This is a genomic window from candidate division Zixibacteria bacterium HGW-Zixibacteria-1, assembly GCA_002838945.1.
Lineage (GTDB): Bacteria > Zixibacteria > MSB-5A5 > GN15 > PGXB01 > PGXB01.
In genome coordinates this window covers 40,890-57,313 of record PGXB01000003.1, presented here as the reverse complement: position 1 = coordinate 57,313, position 16,424 = coordinate 40,890, and the positions used below count along the sequence as shown (strand labels likewise).

General features: G+C 49.0%; 14 protein-coding genes. 13 read left to right on the top strand and 1 reads right to left on the bottom strand.

Annotation, left to right across the window (positions count from 1 at the left end):
• The first annotated feature begins 38 nt into the window (after window positions 1-38).
• Window positions 39-371, top strand: coding sequence for a DUF3467 domain-containing protein (locus CVT49_02215; protein PKK84657.1), 333 nt, complete (start codon window positions 39-41; stop codon window positions 369-371).
• Window positions 292-2,100 (top strand): DUF1957 domain-containing protein, encoded by a 1,809-nt coding sequence (locus CVT49_02210; protein ID PKK84656.1) that lies wholly within the window; start codon window positions 292-294, stop codon window positions 2,098-2,100. The genes CVT49_02215 and CVT49_02210 overlap by 80 nt, the downstream gene beginning before the upstream one ends.
• A gap of 83 nt (window positions 2,101-2,183) precedes the next feature.
• Here the strand turns inward: CVT49_02210 and CVT49_02205 are convergent, their stop codons facing one another.
• Complete coding sequence (locus CVT49_02205; protein PKK84655.1) at window positions 2,184-4,154, bottom strand: hypothetical protein; 1,971 nt, start codon at window positions 4,152-4,154, stop codon at window positions 2,184-2,186.
• A gap of 511 nt (window positions 4,155-4,665) precedes the next feature.
• Between CVT49_02205 and CVT49_02200 the strand changes: the two genes are divergently transcribed.
• The 11 genes from CVT49_02200 to CVT49_02150 all read left to right on the top strand — a co-directional run bounded on the left by CVT49_02200 (window position 4,666) and on the right by CVT49_02150 (window position 16,420).
• Window positions 4,666-6,999, top strand: coding sequence for a hypothetical protein (locus tag CVT49_02200; GenBank protein PKK84654.1), 2,334 nt, complete (start codon window positions 4,666-4,668; stop codon window positions 6,997-6,999).
• 86 nt (window positions 7,000-7,085) lie between these two features.
• A complete protein-coding gene (locus CVT49_02195; GenBank protein ID PKK84653.1) occupies window positions 7,086-7,703 on the top strand; it encodes a hypothetical protein in 618 nt (205 codons plus the stop codon).
• Window positions 7,704-7,716: 13 nt separating this feature from the next.
• Complete coding sequence (locus tag CVT49_02190) at window positions 7,717-8,790, top strand: Xaa-Pro dipeptidase (GenBank protein ID PKK84652.1); 1,074 nt, start codon at window positions 7,717-7,719, stop codon at window positions 8,788-8,790.
• 47 nt (window positions 8,791-8,837) lie between these two features.
• Window positions 8,838-9,323: an acetyl-CoA carboxylase biotin carboxyl carrier protein gene (accB, locus tag CVT49_02185; protein ID PKK84651.1), complete on the top strand. Its 486-nt coding sequence runs from the start codon at window positions 8,838-8,840 to the stop codon at window positions 9,321-9,323.
• A 29-nt stretch (window positions 9,324-9,352) separates the two neighbouring features.
• A complete protein-coding gene (locus CVT49_02180; protein PKK84650.1) occupies window positions 9,353-10,492 on the top strand; it encodes a type IV pili twitching motility protein PilT in 1,140 nt (379 codons plus the stop codon).
• Between the two features lie 25 nt (window positions 10,493-10,517).
• On the top strand, window positions 10,518-11,894 hold the full coding sequence (gene accC, locus CVT49_02175; protein PKK84649.1) for an acetyl-CoA carboxylase biotin carboxylase subunit: 1,377 nt from the start codon (window positions 10,518-10,520) through the stop codon (window positions 11,892-11,894).
• A gap of 36 nt (window positions 11,895-11,930) precedes the next feature.
• Window positions 11,931-12,308 carry a glycine cleavage system protein H gene (gene gcvH / locus CVT49_02170; GenBank protein ID PKK84648.1) on the top strand — a complete coding sequence of 126 codons (378 nt, stop codon included), beginning with the start codon at window positions 11,931-11,933 and terminating at the stop codon, window positions 12,306-12,308.
• A 16-nt stretch (window positions 12,309-12,324) separates the two neighbouring features.
• Window positions 12,325-13,686, top strand: a complete 1,362-nt coding sequence (locus CVT49_02165) for an aminomethyl-transferring glycine dehydrogenase (GenBank protein ID PKK84723.1) — start codon at window positions 12,325-12,327, stop codon at window positions 13,684-13,686.
• Complete coding sequence (locus CVT49_02160; protein ID PKK84647.1) at window positions 13,664-14,023, top strand: hypothetical protein; 360 nt, start codon at window positions 13,664-13,666, stop codon at window positions 14,021-14,023. Before CVT49_02165 ends, CVT49_02160 begins: the two co-directional genes overlap by 23 nt.
• Window positions 14,024-14,056: 33 nt before the next feature.
• A complete protein-coding gene (locus CVT49_02155; protein ID PKK84646.1) occupies window positions 14,057-14,950 on the top strand; it encodes a hypothetical protein in 894 nt (297 codons plus the stop codon).
• 21 nt (window positions 14,951-14,971) lie between these two features.
• Window positions 14,972-16,420 (top strand): glycine dehydrogenase (aminomethyl-transferring), encoded by a 1,449-nt coding sequence (locus CVT49_02150; protein ID PKK84645.1) that lies wholly within the window; start codon window positions 14,972-14,974, stop codon window positions 16,418-16,420.
• Window positions 16,421-16,424 lie beyond the last annotated feature (4 nt).

The following is a 16,424-nucleotide window of genomic DNA, read 5'->3' as shown; positions in this document are numbered from 1 at the left end:
AAGATTTGACGTCTTACAAGTTTAATTGAGGAGTAAACATGGATTTAAAACAACAACGCATAAATATCGAACTCGGCGAGAAGGAAGCCGAAGGAACTTATGCCAATATGGTTATGATTGGCCATTCGCCGACCGAGATTATCTTCGATTTTATTCGGATAATGCCGGGAATGCCCAAAGCCAAGGTTCAATCGAGAGTGATTATGACGCCGGCCCACGCTAAAATGATGAACAAAACCCTGACTGAAAACCTGGCTAAATTCGAAAAGCAGTTCGGCGAAATTAAGGTTCATGGCGGGCCGGACGCTCTTCATGGAAAAAATATCGGATTTGAATCCTCAATCTCAAGTGGAGAAAACAAGAATGACTAAGGGTTATTTTGCCTTTGTATTGCATAATCATCTTCCTTATGTGATCGCGCATGGACGCTGGCCGCACGGCATGGATTGGCTCTCCGAAGCGGCCGCGGAAACCTACATGCCGCTCATCAGGATAATGAATGAACTTATTGGTGAAGGAGCCAGACCGAAACTCACATTCGACATTTCGCCTGTTTTGTGCGAGCAGTTGGCCGATGAGTCATTCAAGAGCGAATTTGTCAATTACCTGCAACAGAAAATCAAAGCGGCACAGCATGATGAGGAAGAATTTCATAAATACAGCCAGCCCGGAATGCTTAAAATTGCCCATTTCTGGGAGAAATTTTATGGCGATACTCTGGCCCGATTCAACGCCATCGGGCACAACATTTTAGGCGAATTCAGGAAGCTCCAGGACGCTGGCTATCTCGAAATTATGACCTGCGGTGCGACTCATGGGTATTATCCGCTGCTTTCGCGTGATGAATCGCTGCAGGCCCAGACCAAGATGGCGGTCAAAAACTATCGGAAACATTTCGGGCGCGAACCCCGGGGTATCTGGCTGCCCGAATGCGCCTATCGGCCGCGCTATAACTGGGCTCCGCCGGTCCCGATCGATGGATCTACGGAAGCTTATCCGCGCAAAGGCTCCGATGAATTCCTCTCCGAAAACGGACTCGACTATTTTATTGTCGATTCGGCCCTTCTCAAAGGCGGCAAATCGATCGGCGTTTATCTCGATCGATTTGAGGCCCTCAAAAGGCTGTGGGGACGTTTCGAAGAGCAGTATAAGCCGCGTGAGGTGGATGTCGATAAAACGCCGCGCGATGTCTATCTGGTCAGCTCGGCCGCCGAGGGCAAAAAACCGGTCGCTATTTTCACACGCGACCCCGAAACCGGATTGCTGGTCTGGTCAGGAGAGCACGGTTATCCCGGCGACGGGCATTACCTCGATTTCCATAAGAAGCGGTTTCCCGGCGGGCTTCGCTACTGGGCGGTAACCTCCGCCAAATCAGATTTGGCCGACAAAGTGGAATACGATCTCGGCGGCGCTATTGCGCGCATTCCGGAAAACTCCGGCCATTTCGCCGACAAGGTTCACGGTATTCTGGTGAACCATTACAAAGAACATAAGCAGGCCGGAATATTGATGGCGCCGTTTGATGCCGAGCTGTTCGGGCACTGGTGGTTCGAGGGGCCGCATTTTCTCAAGGAAGTTATCAGGAAGGTCTCGGCCGATCCCGACGTTGAACTGACTTTTTTGGGCGAACATTACGACCGCGTCAAGCCGACCGAAATTATCTCCATACCGGAGGGTTCCTGGGGCGAGGGCGGCAACCATTACATCTGGCTGAATGAGGAAAATGAGTGGACCTGGCGGCGCATTTATGAATCCGAGAAGAAAATGTGCGAGTTGGCTCAGTATTATTTTACTCACAAGAATGATATTGCCAATGAAATCGTGGATATAATGAAACAGGCAGCCCGTGAATTGATGCTGATGTCGGCTTCCGACTGGCAATTCCTGATCTCGACCTGGTCGGCCCGCGATTATGCCGAACTTCGCCTGTCGAATCATTACTCCGATTTCAAAAGACTGGCCGAGATGGCGGATAAGAAGATCAGGGGAGAGGAACCGTCAACCGGTGACTGGGAATTTTTCGGCGACTGCAGCCGTCGCGATTCGCTCTTTCCGGAGATCGAACTGGAGTGGTTCGCCCGAGTCGAATACCCGGTGTAGCAATTATTTTATCCCATTTCCCCGATCGGTGGAAATGATTAATAAAAGGCGGGTTTCAAACCCGCCTTTATTATTGAGGTCTATCAGCACACGGGCGAGGCGCCGCCCTTATAGAGGTATTTAATCAGGTAAGTCACATCGAGAATATTTATAATACTGCTGCCGTCGGCATCGCATACTGACAAATTCTGGGGAACCTGCCCGCCCTTGTATATGTAGTTGATAAGGAATGTAATATCCAGAATATTGATCGTGCCTCCGCCGTCAATGTCGCCGCAAAGCGGTTCGGTGACCGTCATAAACTGATTTACGCCGACACCATAGAGATATTGACTTATGCCGCTCGGCCATTCAATTTTCAGCGTGTCTATAACCATGGCATCACCAAAGCCGAAATGCACATTAAGTTCATTTTGTCCGCAATATCCGGTCTGGCTGGAAATCTCGCGCATTTGCCAGATTTCCTCGCCGCCAATAACCGCCTTCGCCCGCACTTTCGTCCCGATTGCCGACCGATTGGAAAGTGACCCCACACATTTTAGATTCAGCCAGTTGTTTTCATTTCCATTATTAGCATAAAGAGCGTTGTTCTCGTTTCCATTTGTGCACTTGGCAATAAAAAGATCAAGGTCGCCGTCACGGTCGTAATCGGCGCAGGCGGCGCCATAGGAACTGCCGGTATCATTCACGATATCACCTTCAATGACCTTAGCAAATTCACCGCCGCCGATATTTTCATAAAGATAATCTCTGCTTTCTCCGTTCCATGTATAATTGGCCACGAAGAGATCGAGATCACCATCATTGTCAAAATCCCCCCAGAAGCTTCCAAACGAATAGCCGCCGTCAGTGACAACCACGCCTTCGGTGACTCTTGTAAAGGTCCCATCGCCATTGTTGGCATACAGGAAATTATTTCCCGCATCATTCGGGCATACTTTCGTCACGAAAAGATCAAGGTCGCCGTCATTATCATAATCGCCCCAGCTCCCGCCAAATGATGTTCCTGTATCGTTGACAATATTGCCGGCCAATATTCTCTCGAATGTTCCGTCGCCAAGATTTTTAAATAGCCTGTTAAAATTGTTCGGATTGTCCTCACCGGGCACGGCGATGAAAAGATCCTGGTCATTGTCATTATCATAATCGGCCCACGACACGCCATAAGTATTATAATTATCGGTGGCGATTTCCCCGGTAGTCACTTTATTAAAAGTGCCATTGTCGTTTCGGAATAGGGAGTTGGTTCCGTAATTTGAGACAATAATGTCAAGGTCGCCGTCATTATCATAATCGGCCCAGGCCGCTGCCGTGGACCATTTGATTTCGGTGACTATTACGCCTGAAGTTACTCTCGAAAATGTCGCGCCACCCTCATTATGGTATAAATAATTCACCTGGGCCGGCCAGTTGGAGACAAAGGCATCGATCAGGCCGTCATTGTCGTAATCGCCCCAGGTGCTGGTTCGCGAATAATCGTAGGGCGATGTTATTATCTGGTCGGTTATTTTGGTGAAAGACTCGCCTCCGTTATTATGATAGAGGAAATTCTGCTGTCCGGCCGGATAGACAATATTGGTTACATAGAGATCTGGATAATTGTCATTGTCATAATCTATCCAGGCAATCCCAGCCGAACTGGCGCAGTCATTAACCTGAATTCCCTCCGTTATTTTGGTAAACTCGGCAAATAGAACTGCGCGATTATTTGTGTCTGTCTCCGATGAACCCCTGGTTTGGGCATATTCGGCGGATCCCGCTGTCGATTCAGATCGTCCTATTTGAGGAATGGCGACGATCAGCCAGCATATCCCGGCCGCCGTCACGACCAACGCCGAAATCTTATTAAATCGCTTCATGAAAAGGCTGCCTCCCAAAAAAGAAATTATTGCAAGAAACCAACCGGCGGTAATTTGATCCGCCTTCTGCCGGCAAAGATAGATTAGTCGTCTCGGGCCGGTGCCGATTCCCAGTGCCAACCGGACCAAAACCGAAAAAGCGGATGGCCGAAACCGTACATTTTTAAAGCGCGGTGAAATCTTAAGAGTTTTCAATGTTGCCTCCAAAATGGTCAAAATCCCTATAAGTAGGGTAGATTAGGAATGAAATTCTGTCATTCTATGTCCGGCCCGAGGTGATAAAACCTCCATTTTCGACTACCGGTGATTTGTCGCTCCGATTTGGCAGAATTGGGCGGGAGGTGATTTTTCTGTTGCCAAACCCTATTAAAAAATATCATTCTTGACCTATGAGCGTTTCGAGTAAATTATCGATCTGCCCGTATTGCAACGAAGAAATCACTCCCGGAGCGATTCTCTGTAAGCATTGCGGCTCATTATTGAAATTGCCGAAGAGCAAAAAGAGAGTGCCGTTCTGGCGGTCATCCTACATGCTCGGTGTTTATACCGGCATCATCTTCATGGTACTGATGATTTATTTGTATAATAAGACATTCTAATTCTGACAAAATTGTGTCTGAAACGGCCTCTGCTGAAGACATGTTTCTCTTTGACTAATCTTATCTTAATCCATTATATTAAAGTTTTGCAGGAAGCATAATCAGTTATGGAAAACAAGCCGCCTAAAATTCGCGATGATCTGATTATCCAGAAAATCCCCCAGAAGGACGGCTCTTTCCATTATGTTATCAAGGACCCCATTACCGCCCAGTTCTTCAAGGTTGGCGGACCGGAATATTTTATTATAAAAAGCTTTGACGGCAAAACCGGACTTGAAGATATCGCCACCGCCTTTAAGGCCAAATTTGAAACCGATCTCGAACCGGCCGAACTTGAGGCTTTCGCCGGGCAGATGCAGGATCTCTGCTTTCTCGATAACGATTTGACGCGCAAGGAACTTCTCAAAAAGCAGAAAGAAGCTTCCGCCGAAAAACACCGAACCACTCTTGGAAGACTGGTCTTCATCAAGGTCAAGGCTTTCAATCCGGGCAATATCTTCGACCGGCTGATCGAAAAAGTGCGGTGGCTGATGACGCGCAAATTTATTGTTTTGGCCACGCTTCTGATCGGTTTTGCCTTCTTTATCACGATGAATAACCTTCGTGCCATGGCCGACGGCTTCGTCGGGCTGCTTAATGTCCAGGGAATAGTTATTCTGTATTTATCATCATTTGTGGTGATCTTAATGCATGAATTCGCGCATGGTCTGACCTGCAAGTATTATGGCGGGGAAGTGCGCGAGATCGGTTTTCTGCTTATTTATTTTCAGCCCGCCTTTTATTGCAATGTCTCCGATGCCTGGCTGTTCCCGGAAAAGTATAAACGTCTGCTGGTTTCTTTTTCAGGCGGATTCTTTCAAATTTTTATCTGGGCCGTAGCGGTGCTGGTCTGGCGGGTCACCCAGCAGGATATTTTGTTGAACAAAGTCGCCCTGGCGGTGCTTTCGTTTACCGGGATATCGACTCTTTTTAATTTCAATCCGCTTCTCCGCTATGACGGTTATTACCTGCTCAGCGACTGGCTGGAAATCCCCAATCTGCGACTCAAGGCCAAAATGTACTGGCGGGCGGAAATAAAAAAATTGTTCTATCCGCGCGATGAGGGCCTGGCCAATATCCCGGAAAGAGAAAAAAGAATTTATTTTTACTATGGAATTTTGTCTTTTATTTATATACTTTTTGTTCTCGGATACTTTTTTCTGGTGGTAGAAAGGTTTTTGGTATCCGAACTGGGCGGCACCGGATTCTTGATTTTTGCCGCCATAATGGTGTTTTTGTTCAGAAATATAATAGCGGACACAGCCAAAGGAATGGCCGGTTTGGTTAAGTCGAAAACAGGATTTCTCAGAAGAAAGAAAACTCTTTCGATAACAGTAATTATCGTCGCTCTTTTGATCCTGTTATCCGTTTTTGTAAAAATAGAACTAAGGGTCAAAGGCGAACTGGTTGTAAATCCGCGCCATTCGCTTCTTCTGAAATATGACAACATCGGTTATGCCCAGTTGATCCGTTATAACGCCGATCAGCCCAATGCCGAAAATCAGCGGCAGGTGTCGGTTTTCGGAGGGGACTACAGCACCACCAGCCTTATCCCGCTGGTCACTATCGGCGATGATGTCGCCGAAAATCAGGTCATCGCACGTCTGGCCAACAGCGAGACATCACGCTTTATCGAAGAATATTCGGCGCAGTTGAACCAGGCCCGGGAGGAACTTCAGATTCTCAAACTTGGCGCGCGGCCGGAATCAATTGCCCAGGCCAGGAACACGCTGCAGGGACTGGAAGCCCAGTTGGAGTTGTCCACGAGAAATCTGACGCGAAAGAATGAGATGCTGAATAAGAAAGTCATCTCTGTTCAGGATTGGGAAGATTCCCGGACCGATTCGGTCGTCCAGGCGGCCAAAGTGCGGGCGGCCAAAAATGAACTTGACCTTCTGCTGGCGGGCGCACGACCGGAGGAAATCAGGGCCAAAGAAGCCGAAATTGAACAACTGCAAAGCAAGATCGATTTTCACAAACGGCAACGTGATTTCTATGAAATAAAATCGCCCATCAACGGTACAGTTATCAGTGTCGATACCGGCGAAGTAGCCTGCGAGATCGCTAATCTGGATACGCTTGATGCCGAGATTACCCTTTCGGAAAAGGAACTGGCCGATATCGCGCTGGACCAGAAAGTGAAATTCAAAGCGCGCGGCTATCCGTCATTATCATTTTATGGAACCGTATATCGAATCGGCACCAAAATTTATTTGAATAACAGGGGAGACAGAATATTCAAAGTGTCATGCCGTGTCCCCAATGAAGGGCATGTATTGAAGCCGGGAATGACCGGCGTGGCCAATATATATTGCGGCAAGAGGAAAATCAGCGAACATATATATCGAAAATTCTTCCGCACCATACGCACCGAGTTCTGGGATTGGTTCGACTGGATTTAGACTAACGTTCAGTCGAATGATCCCTTGACTTAAACTTTGCCGCTAAATATCCTTAACTTTATGTATTATTTTAGGTATAATGCTTTATGACCGTTAATTTATTGTCGGATCTGGCCTCAAAGGGCTATTGGCCGGCGCTCGCCATGGAATATTTCCTGGAGAAGAAGTACGCGCGGGCAATTGAACTTTGCATGATTCGCCTGAAAGAATATCCCGAAATTCTATCCGGCCGAATTGTTTATGCCCGATCCTTATATCATACGGGGCAATATGAAGCGGCCGAGGAGCAGTTCTATAAAATTCTGCAATACGACCCGGACAATCTTGTCGCCCTCAAATACCTGGGTGATTTGAAATTCAAGGCCGGGGAGGAAACTACTGCCTTTGCGTATTACTCAAAAATTATCGAAATCGAACCCAATACCAACGCCCTGAGCTCTCCGGTCAATTTCGACAAATCCAAGGCCGTAGAATTGACCAGGGTCCTGGTCTTGAAGAAAAAAACGGAAGAAACTGATATTACTGATATTAAGGAACTCCCTCTGCGGGAATTGCCATTTAAAACCGAAACACTCGGTGATCTTCTTTTAAAACAAGGGCACCCCCGACTGGCCCTGCAAATATTCCAGGAACTTGCGGAAAAGAACGGCAATCCGCAATTACTTGAAAAAATAGAAAAAACGCAGCAGTCTATAAAAAAGTAAGGAAGAAAGTAATATGTATCGTGAACGGATTCAAAAATTCCAGAAAATGATGAAAGCTGAAAATCTGGACGGTTTTGTGGTCAGCCGTATGGCCAATATAAGATATCTTTGCGGTTTTACCGGCGACACCGGACTTTTGATAATCACCCAAAAGAATGCCCATATTTTGTGCGACAGCCGTTTTTTTGAAGCAGCCAAAAAAGAAGTAAAGGGAGCCCGGGTAGTCTTAACGAAGGGCCAGCCACTGACCGAACTGAAGGAATTGAAGCAATTTCAAGGCAAAAATATTCGCTATGGCTATGAGGCCGATTACCTGTTATGCAGCCAGCTTGACACGCTTCGCGAAAGCCTTGGTGGCGCTCTTCTGGTTTCGACTAAGGCCGCAGTGGACTTTCTCTCGACCATCAAAGATAAAGGGGAGATTGAACTTATCCAGAAGGCGGTCGACATCGCCGACATCGCTTTCGACAGAATTCTGGGTTATATCAAGCCCGGCCTGCGGGAGCTGGAAGTCTGTGCCGAACTGGAATACCAGATGAAAATGCTTGGGGCCGACAAACCAGCTTTCGACACTATTGTCGCTTCCGGTTATCGCTCAGCTTACCCTCACGGGGTTGCTTCGAAGAAGAAAATCGCCCCTGGTGATTTTGTAACCTTTGATTTTGGCGCAAGTTACAATGGTTACGTATCAGATATTACACGGACAATCGTAATGGGTAAGGCAACCAGCCGTCAGAAAAGGATATATAATCTGGTTCTAAAGGCACAACTCGCTGCCATAAAGAAGATTAGGCCGGGAGCTGACGGAAAAATGATTGATGCGGCCGCCAGAAATATCATCGACCGAGCCGGTTTTAAGAAGAATTTCGGCCATGGAACCGGTCATGGAATAGGCATTTATGTCCATGTCCAGCCGTCACTTGGGCCGAAAAGCATCGATTCTATGAAGACCGGCATGATCGTCACTGTCGAACCCGGTATTTATATTGCCGACTGGGGCGGGGTCCGCATTGAAGATGATGTTCTGGTCACGAATAAAGGGGCTCGTGTAATGAACAAAGCTCCAAAAAAATTGTTGGAGCTATAGTTTTTATATGTTATCTTTTCGGGTCATAATCCTGGAGAGGGTTTATTATGAATGAAAAAACGATTAAGAAATTAATAAAGCTGGTTGAAGATTCAAAAATCGATCAGCTTGAGGTCTCGAGCTGGGGAAGGAAAATCCGTATTACGCGCCGCCTGGTCGGCGATAACGGGCGTTCCGACCAGCCTTTGACGGTTCAAGCGATTCCCACGTCTCCACCGGCACAATCCGCCCCACCGCCCGCGCCGGCAATCTCTAATGTGGATTCGGCGGCGATAGATGCCGAAAAGAAGTATGTAGAGATTAAGTCGCCTATGGTTGGCACGTATTACACCGCTCCGGCGCCCGATGCCCAGCCATATGTGACTCTCAATCAGAGAATTGGAGTGGGCCAGGTGGTTTGTATTGTCGAAGCCATGAAACTGATGAATGAGATCGAATCCGAGGTGGCCGGCCGGGTCGCCAGGATTATGATCGAAAATGCTCAACCGGTTGAGTTTGGCCAGGTCCTTTTCCTGATTGATCCGGAAAGTTAAAAGTTTTTTTTCATTCAGGGGATTGTGCCATGAAGCTCAAACAAATGCTGGTAGAAATGCTCAATCGTGCGGCATCCGATTTGCACCTTCGCGTCGGAATTCGGCCGCACCTTCGAGTTAACGGTATTCTTGAACCTATCGCTACCGATCCGATTACCATTGATGTTATGGAGAATATAGTCGGGCAGATTTTGTCCGAACAGCAACTGGAACGGTTTCGCAAGAAAAATGAAATGGATCTGGCGCTGTCGGTGGCCAAGCTGGGGCGGTTCAGGATAAATCTGTTTCGTCAGCGCGGGACTACGGGTATCGCCATCCGTGCGGTCAATACACGAATTCCTATTTTTGAGGAATTGAACTTGCCGGAAACAATCAAGCGTCTCTCTCACGAAGAACGCGGTTTGATTGTCGTTACCGGAACCACCGGCTCCGGCAAATCGACCACCCTGGCGGCCATGATCGAACATATGAACTCGAATCGGGTCGATAATATCCTGACGGTCGAGGATCCGATCGAATATATTTACCGCGACAAGCAATGTATTATAGGCCAGCGCGAAGTGGGGGCCGATACCGAGTCATTTGCCTCGGCCCTGCGGCATTCATTACGCCAGGACCCGGACATCATTATGATCGGTGAAATTCGTGATATCGATACCATGTCGATTGCCCTGACCGCCGCCGATACCGGCCACCTGGTTCTTACGACACTTCATACGCTCAATGCGGTCGAAACGATTTCGCGTATTATCTCATTTTTCCCGCCGCATCAGCACCAGCAGATTCGGCTTCTTCTGGCCGGCACCCTTAAAGCCATTGTGTGCCAGAGGCTGTTAAGCCGATCCGATATGCCCGGACGGGTTCCGGCGCTGGAAATCATGATCAACACGGCGGCGGTTCGAGAGTATATTCTCGATCAGGACAAAACCCCTGAGATTCTTGATTTAATCGAGCAGGGCGGGCAGCAATACGGCATGATGTCGTTCGATCAGTCAATTATGAAACTGTATCGGAATGGTTTGATTTCGTTCGAAGAGGCCATGAGTCAGTGCACCAATGCGGATGATTTCGATCTGCGCGTCAAGGGTATTACCGGCGCCGCCGATCGCTGGGAAGGGAAAGAGACTGGCGAGCCGGCCGAGCAGAAATCGGAATTCAATAAGTTTTAGCATTTTTTGAAAGATAGGAAAATCATTGTTTAAGAAAGTTTTAATAGCCAATCGTGGCGAAATTGCCCTGCGGGTCATCAGGTCCTGTCGCGAGTTGGGCATCAAGACTGTGGCTGTTTACAGTGAAGCCGACCGGGATTCTCTTCATGTCCGGTTTGCGGATGAGGACGTCTGTATCGGTCCGCCTCTGGCTGCGAACAGTTACCTTGACCCGAAAAGGATCATATCGGCCGCCGAAGTGACCAACGCCGATGCTATACATCCGGGCTACGGTTTCCTTGCCGAAAATGCCGCTTTTGCCGAAATATGCGAATCCTGCGGCATATCATTTATAGGACCGACACCTGAAATGATCCGTAAAATGGGCGACAAGGGTGTGGCCAAGCAGGTGATGCGCGATGCCGGCATTCCGGTCATTCCGGGCTCGGAAGGTGTCGTCGGAACCATCGAGGAAGCGCGATCAATTGCCGTCGAACTTGGTTATCCGGTTTTAATCAAGGCTGTCGCCGGTGGCGGCGGCAAAGGGATGCGGTTATGCCGCGATAATTCCGAATTGGAAACCGGTTTCCAGATGGCCCGTAACGAAGGTGAGTCGGCTTTCGGTAATCCAGATGTCTATATCGAAAAAGTAATTGAAGAGCCTCATCACGTGGAAATACAACTTATGGGGGATTCCTTCGGTAATATTATTCACTATGGCGAAAGAGACTGCTCCATTCAAAGAAGACACCAGAAGCTGATCGAGGAATGTCCCTCGCCGATCGTTACCCCGGAACTGCGGGCCCTGATGGGTCGCACCGCCGTCAGAGGTGCGTCCACCATCAATTATCTTGGCGCCGGAACCATGGAATTTCTGGTTGATAAGGACCGCAATTTCTATTTCATGGAAATGAACACTCGTATCCAGGTGGAGCATCCTGTAACCGAAGAAGCTACCGACAATGACCTCGTTCGTGAACAAATAATGGTTGCTTCAGGCGAAAAACTGGGAATGCGTCAGGAAGATATTATCCTGAAACGCCACTCGATTGAATGCCGTATCAACGCCGAAGACCCCGAAAAGGGCTTCCGTCCCGCCCCCGGTCAGATTACATCCTTTCATGTTCCCGGCGGCCGCGGTGTCAGAGTCGATACCGCTGCCTATGCCAAATATGTCATTCCGCCCTACTATGATTCCATGATTGCCAAGTTGATTGTCAGGGCGGAGAATCGCCAGAAGGCCATTGATAAAATGAGGTTTGCCCTTGAGGAATTTATTGTCGAGGGTATCCCGACCACAATCGACTATCACAAAAAGATTTTGAGCCACCCCGATTTTATTGCCGGCAATTTTGATACCGGATTTATTCAAAAATTGGGAGAGCAGGAGGCGGAGAAATCCGCCAAATCAATTAACCCATAATGGATTTATAAAACAAATAGGACTTGGAGGTGACACTTGGATATTCCTGCCGGACTGAGATATACTAAAGAACACGAATGGTTGAAAATCGAAGGCAATACCGCAACTGTAGGAATAACCGAATATGCCCAGGGAGAGCTGGGTGATATAGTTTTTGTGGAACTTCCCGCCGAAGGTACCATTGTCAAGGCTATGCAGCCCTTTGGGACCATCGAAGCGGTCAAGGCTGTCTCCGATCTCTTTTCGCCGGTTTCAGGCAAAGTCGTTGCGGTCAATCCCAAATTGGAGGATGACCCGATGATTATTAACCGTGAGCCGTTTGGGGGAGGTTGGATGATTAAGCTTGAAATCAGCAATATGGAGGAAGTGAATCGTCTGCTGACGGCAGACAGTTACAAAAAATTGGTTGAATAGGATTCATTATTTCAACATGTCATACATACCCAATACTGATGATGACCGGCGCCGAATGCTCGCAAAAATAGGCGTCGGTAAAATAGATGATCTCCTCAGGCCAATCCCCGAAAATCTTCAAATGAAATCATCACTCGATCTTCCCAAACCGCTCCCGGAAATGGAGCTGATGCGGGAAATCGAGCGGATTTCAGGAGATAATAGGAGCGGCCTGACGATTTTTGCCGGTGGCGGAGTTTATGATCATTTCATACCGGCCGCTGTGGAGACCATTACCGGACGTCCCGAATTTGTCACCGCCTATACGCCTTATCAGGCCGAAGTGGCGCAGGGGACGCTTCAGGTTATTTATGAATTTCAGAGCCACATCTGCCGGCTGACCGGCATGGATGCGGCCAATGCCTCGATGTACGACGGTGCTTCGGCGGCCGCCGAAGCGGCCTCGTTGTCGCTGGGGAAGACACGCCGTTCCAAAATAGTCATCTCGGATACGGTCAATCCTCTTTTTCGGGATGTTATAAGGACGTATCTGTCCGGGCGCGATATTGATATCGTGATTATTCCGTACCGGGACGGCGAAACCGATTTTAATCGACTCGAAGATGCTGTCGATGACAACACCGCCTGCGTCATTCTGGCCCAGCCGAATTTTTTCGGAATTATCGAGGATATCGAAATCGGAGCGGAGATAATTCACAAGGTCGGCGGCTATTTTGTCACGGTCGTCGATCCGATCGCCGCAGCCGTGCTTAAAACGCCGGCCGATTGCGGAGCCGATATCGCCGTCGGCGAAGGACAGCCGCTGGGGATCCCGCTTAATTTCGGCGGCCCGCTTCTGGGCTTCTTCGCAGTCAAACAGGAGCTGGTCCGCTTTATGCCGGGACGTTTGGTGGCGAGGACCGAGGATGAAGACGGCCATCCCGGATTTGTCCTGACGCTTCAGACCCGCGAACAGCATATACGGCGGGAGAAGGCGACTTCGAATATCTGCACCAACCAGGCCCTGTGTGCCACCATGGCGACTGTTTATATGTCGCTGATGGGAAAGCAGGGACTGAAGCAGGTGGCCCTGCTCTCGATGGAAAAAGCGCACCGTGCGGCCGAACAGCTTTTCGGTCTGCGGTCGTTTGAACCATATTTCAAGGGCGATTTTGTGCGCGAATTTGTGGTCAGAACACCGGTTCCGGCCAAAGAACTGATAGAAAAAGTTATCGACAAGAAAGCCATCCTGCCCGGCGTCAATCTTGGCCGGTTTTATCCCGATATGGATTATGCTCTTTTGATTGCTCTTACCGAGAAACGAACCGACCGGGAAATCGAGGCACTTGGCGCAGCTTTGGGGGAATTCTCTACCGATGCCGTACTGTCCAAAATGTGATGAGTCTTTCGATGCCGACCTGACCGCCTGTCCCAATTGCGGCCACGAATTCAACGGCGATGAGGAAGATAGGGGCGGCTATGAATTGATTGCCTATATTAATGAGAAAACCGCCGCTGATTACGCCAGGGAAACGCTTGTTTCGTACGACATCCCGGCCGTAATTATCTCGGAATCGGGTTTCTTCGGACAGGTCGGTCTGAATCTGCCCTCGGTGACCGGAAAAGGTGTCGGCAAGTTCCAGGTGCACGTCCCCTCGGAATTACGCGAGGAGGCGGAAAACATTTTGACTATGATCCTCGGCGACGGCTGGGAAAAAGCTGAAAAGAAAGAATAGGATACAAGAACCGTCAAGACAATAGGAGACAATATGCGCAAGGGTATCAAATTAGCTTTGACAATTACGACATTATTCATCGCCGTCGTTCTGTCGATTATGATCGGCTGTGCCAAAAAGGCTGAGGATGCCGTCGTCAGCCCCAACGAGATCAATTTCGTGACCGATTATGCAACCGCCCTTGAGACGGCTCAGGCGAAAAACCAGAAAATTATCATCGACTTCTATACCGACTGGTGTGTCTGGTGCAAACGTCTTGATTCTTTCACATATTCCGACTCGGCCGTCATTGAGATGTCGAAATCAATGGTCTTTGCCAAAATTAATGCCGAAGTGGATACTCTCACCGCTCAGAAATATATCATCCCCGGCTATCCGACCCTGGTCATAACCGAAAGCGATGGGACCGAAATCGAGCGCATCGGCGGCTTCCTGCCGGCCGAAGAGTTCATTGAAACTGTCAATAACTATCTTAATGATGTCGGAACGCTGGCCGATTATCTCCGCATGGCCGATACCAACGCCACTGTCGAGGTCAATGCCATAATTGCAGAGAAATACGAAAGCCGCGGCATGTATGATATGGCCATGAAATATTACCGGCAAGTCATCGATGCCGATCCTGACAACGCCGAGGGCAAAACTCCCGATGCCATGCTTAGTATCGGCGGCATATTGATGCGCGACAAGTTGTATGATGATGCCATCGCACAGTTTAAAAAAGTCATTAAGAAATATAACGGCAGCGAATCGGCCATTGACGGTGAACTCTGGCTGGGTTACGCTCTTCGCAAAAAGGGCGACACTACCGCCGCCATCAATCATTATGAAACATTCTTGAAGAATTATCCCAATTACGAGGATTCCACAAGAATAAAGGAAACAATAGAGAAGCTGAAAAACCCGCCTCCGCCCGAGGAGGGTTGATCAGTCGGGTTCAAATGTAACATGAACAATAAAGTCCTTATATACGACAAATCATCCTCCGGGATGGTCGGATGCCCGATGCCGAAGACATCCGATTCCGAGGAAAAACTTCTCGGTTTCATTCCCGCGAAGTACCGCCGCCGCGAAGACGCCGCCCTGCCGGAAGTTGCGGAGAGCGAATTAATGCGGCACTATATCGGCCTGTCGGTGAAAAATCATCATATCGACAAGGGCTTCTATCCGCTCGGTTCATGCACCATGAAGTACAATCCGAAGATGAATGACAAGGCCGCCTCGTTGCCCGGATTTGCCGGGCTGCACCCCATGGCGCCCTGTTATACCGCTTCCGGTGCGCTTCATATTATGTATGAACTGGGCGAATATCTGAAGGAAATATCCGGTTTTGATGCCATCTCGCTTCAGCCGACCGCCGGGGCCCAGGGCGAGTTTGCCGGCCTGTTGATTATCCGGGCCTATCACAAGGATAAGGGAAACGCCAGGAAAAAAATACTCATTCCCGATTCCGCCCACGGCACCAATCCCGCTTCGGTGACCCTGGCCGGTTATGAAACCGTGCAGGTAAAATCGAATGAAAACGGCATTATCGATCCGGAAGCGGTCAAGGCGGCGGTCAATGAAGATGTCGCCGCCATGATGCTGACCAACCCGAACACCGTCGGTCTCTTTGAATCCAATGTCAAAGAGATTGCGGGAATATTGCATGACGCCGGCGCCCTCCTCTATATGGATGGCGCCAACCTGAATGCACAGCTTGGAATTTATCAGCCCGGCAAGATCGGTTTTGATATTCTGCATTTCAACCTGCACAAGACTTTCTCGACCCCTCATGGCGGCGGCGGCCCGGGCGCCGGAGCAGTCGCCGTAACGGAGGAACTGGCTCAATTCCTGCCCTTACCGGTGGTGGTTAAGCTCAACGGAAAACTGACGCTGGATTTCGATCGGCCGAAGTCGATCGGAAGACTGCATACTTTCTATGGCAACTTCGCCAATGATGTCCGTGCCTTTGCATATATCCGAACGCTGGGCGCCGATGGGCTGCGAGAAGTCTCGGAAAATGCCATTATCAATGCCAACTATCTTCGGTTCCTGCTAAAGGATTATTTCGATATGCCGTATGAGACATCCTGCCAGCATGAATTTGTCATGTCATGCAGCCGCCAGAAGAAATTGGGCGTCAAGGCGCTCGATATCGCCAAACGGCTGTTGGATTATGGCTTCCATTCGCCTACGGTTTATTTCCCGCTTATTGTTCCCGAGGCTTTTATGATTGAGCCGACGGAAACCGAAACCAGAGAAACCCTGGAAAAATTCGCAGAGACGCTCATTGCCATCTCCAAAGAAGCCGAAACCGATCCGGATATGCTGCATGCCGCTCCGCATACGACGCCTGTCCGACGTCTCAATGAGGTCAAAGCGGCGCGCGAACTGGATATTTGCTACAAGGGTTAGAATT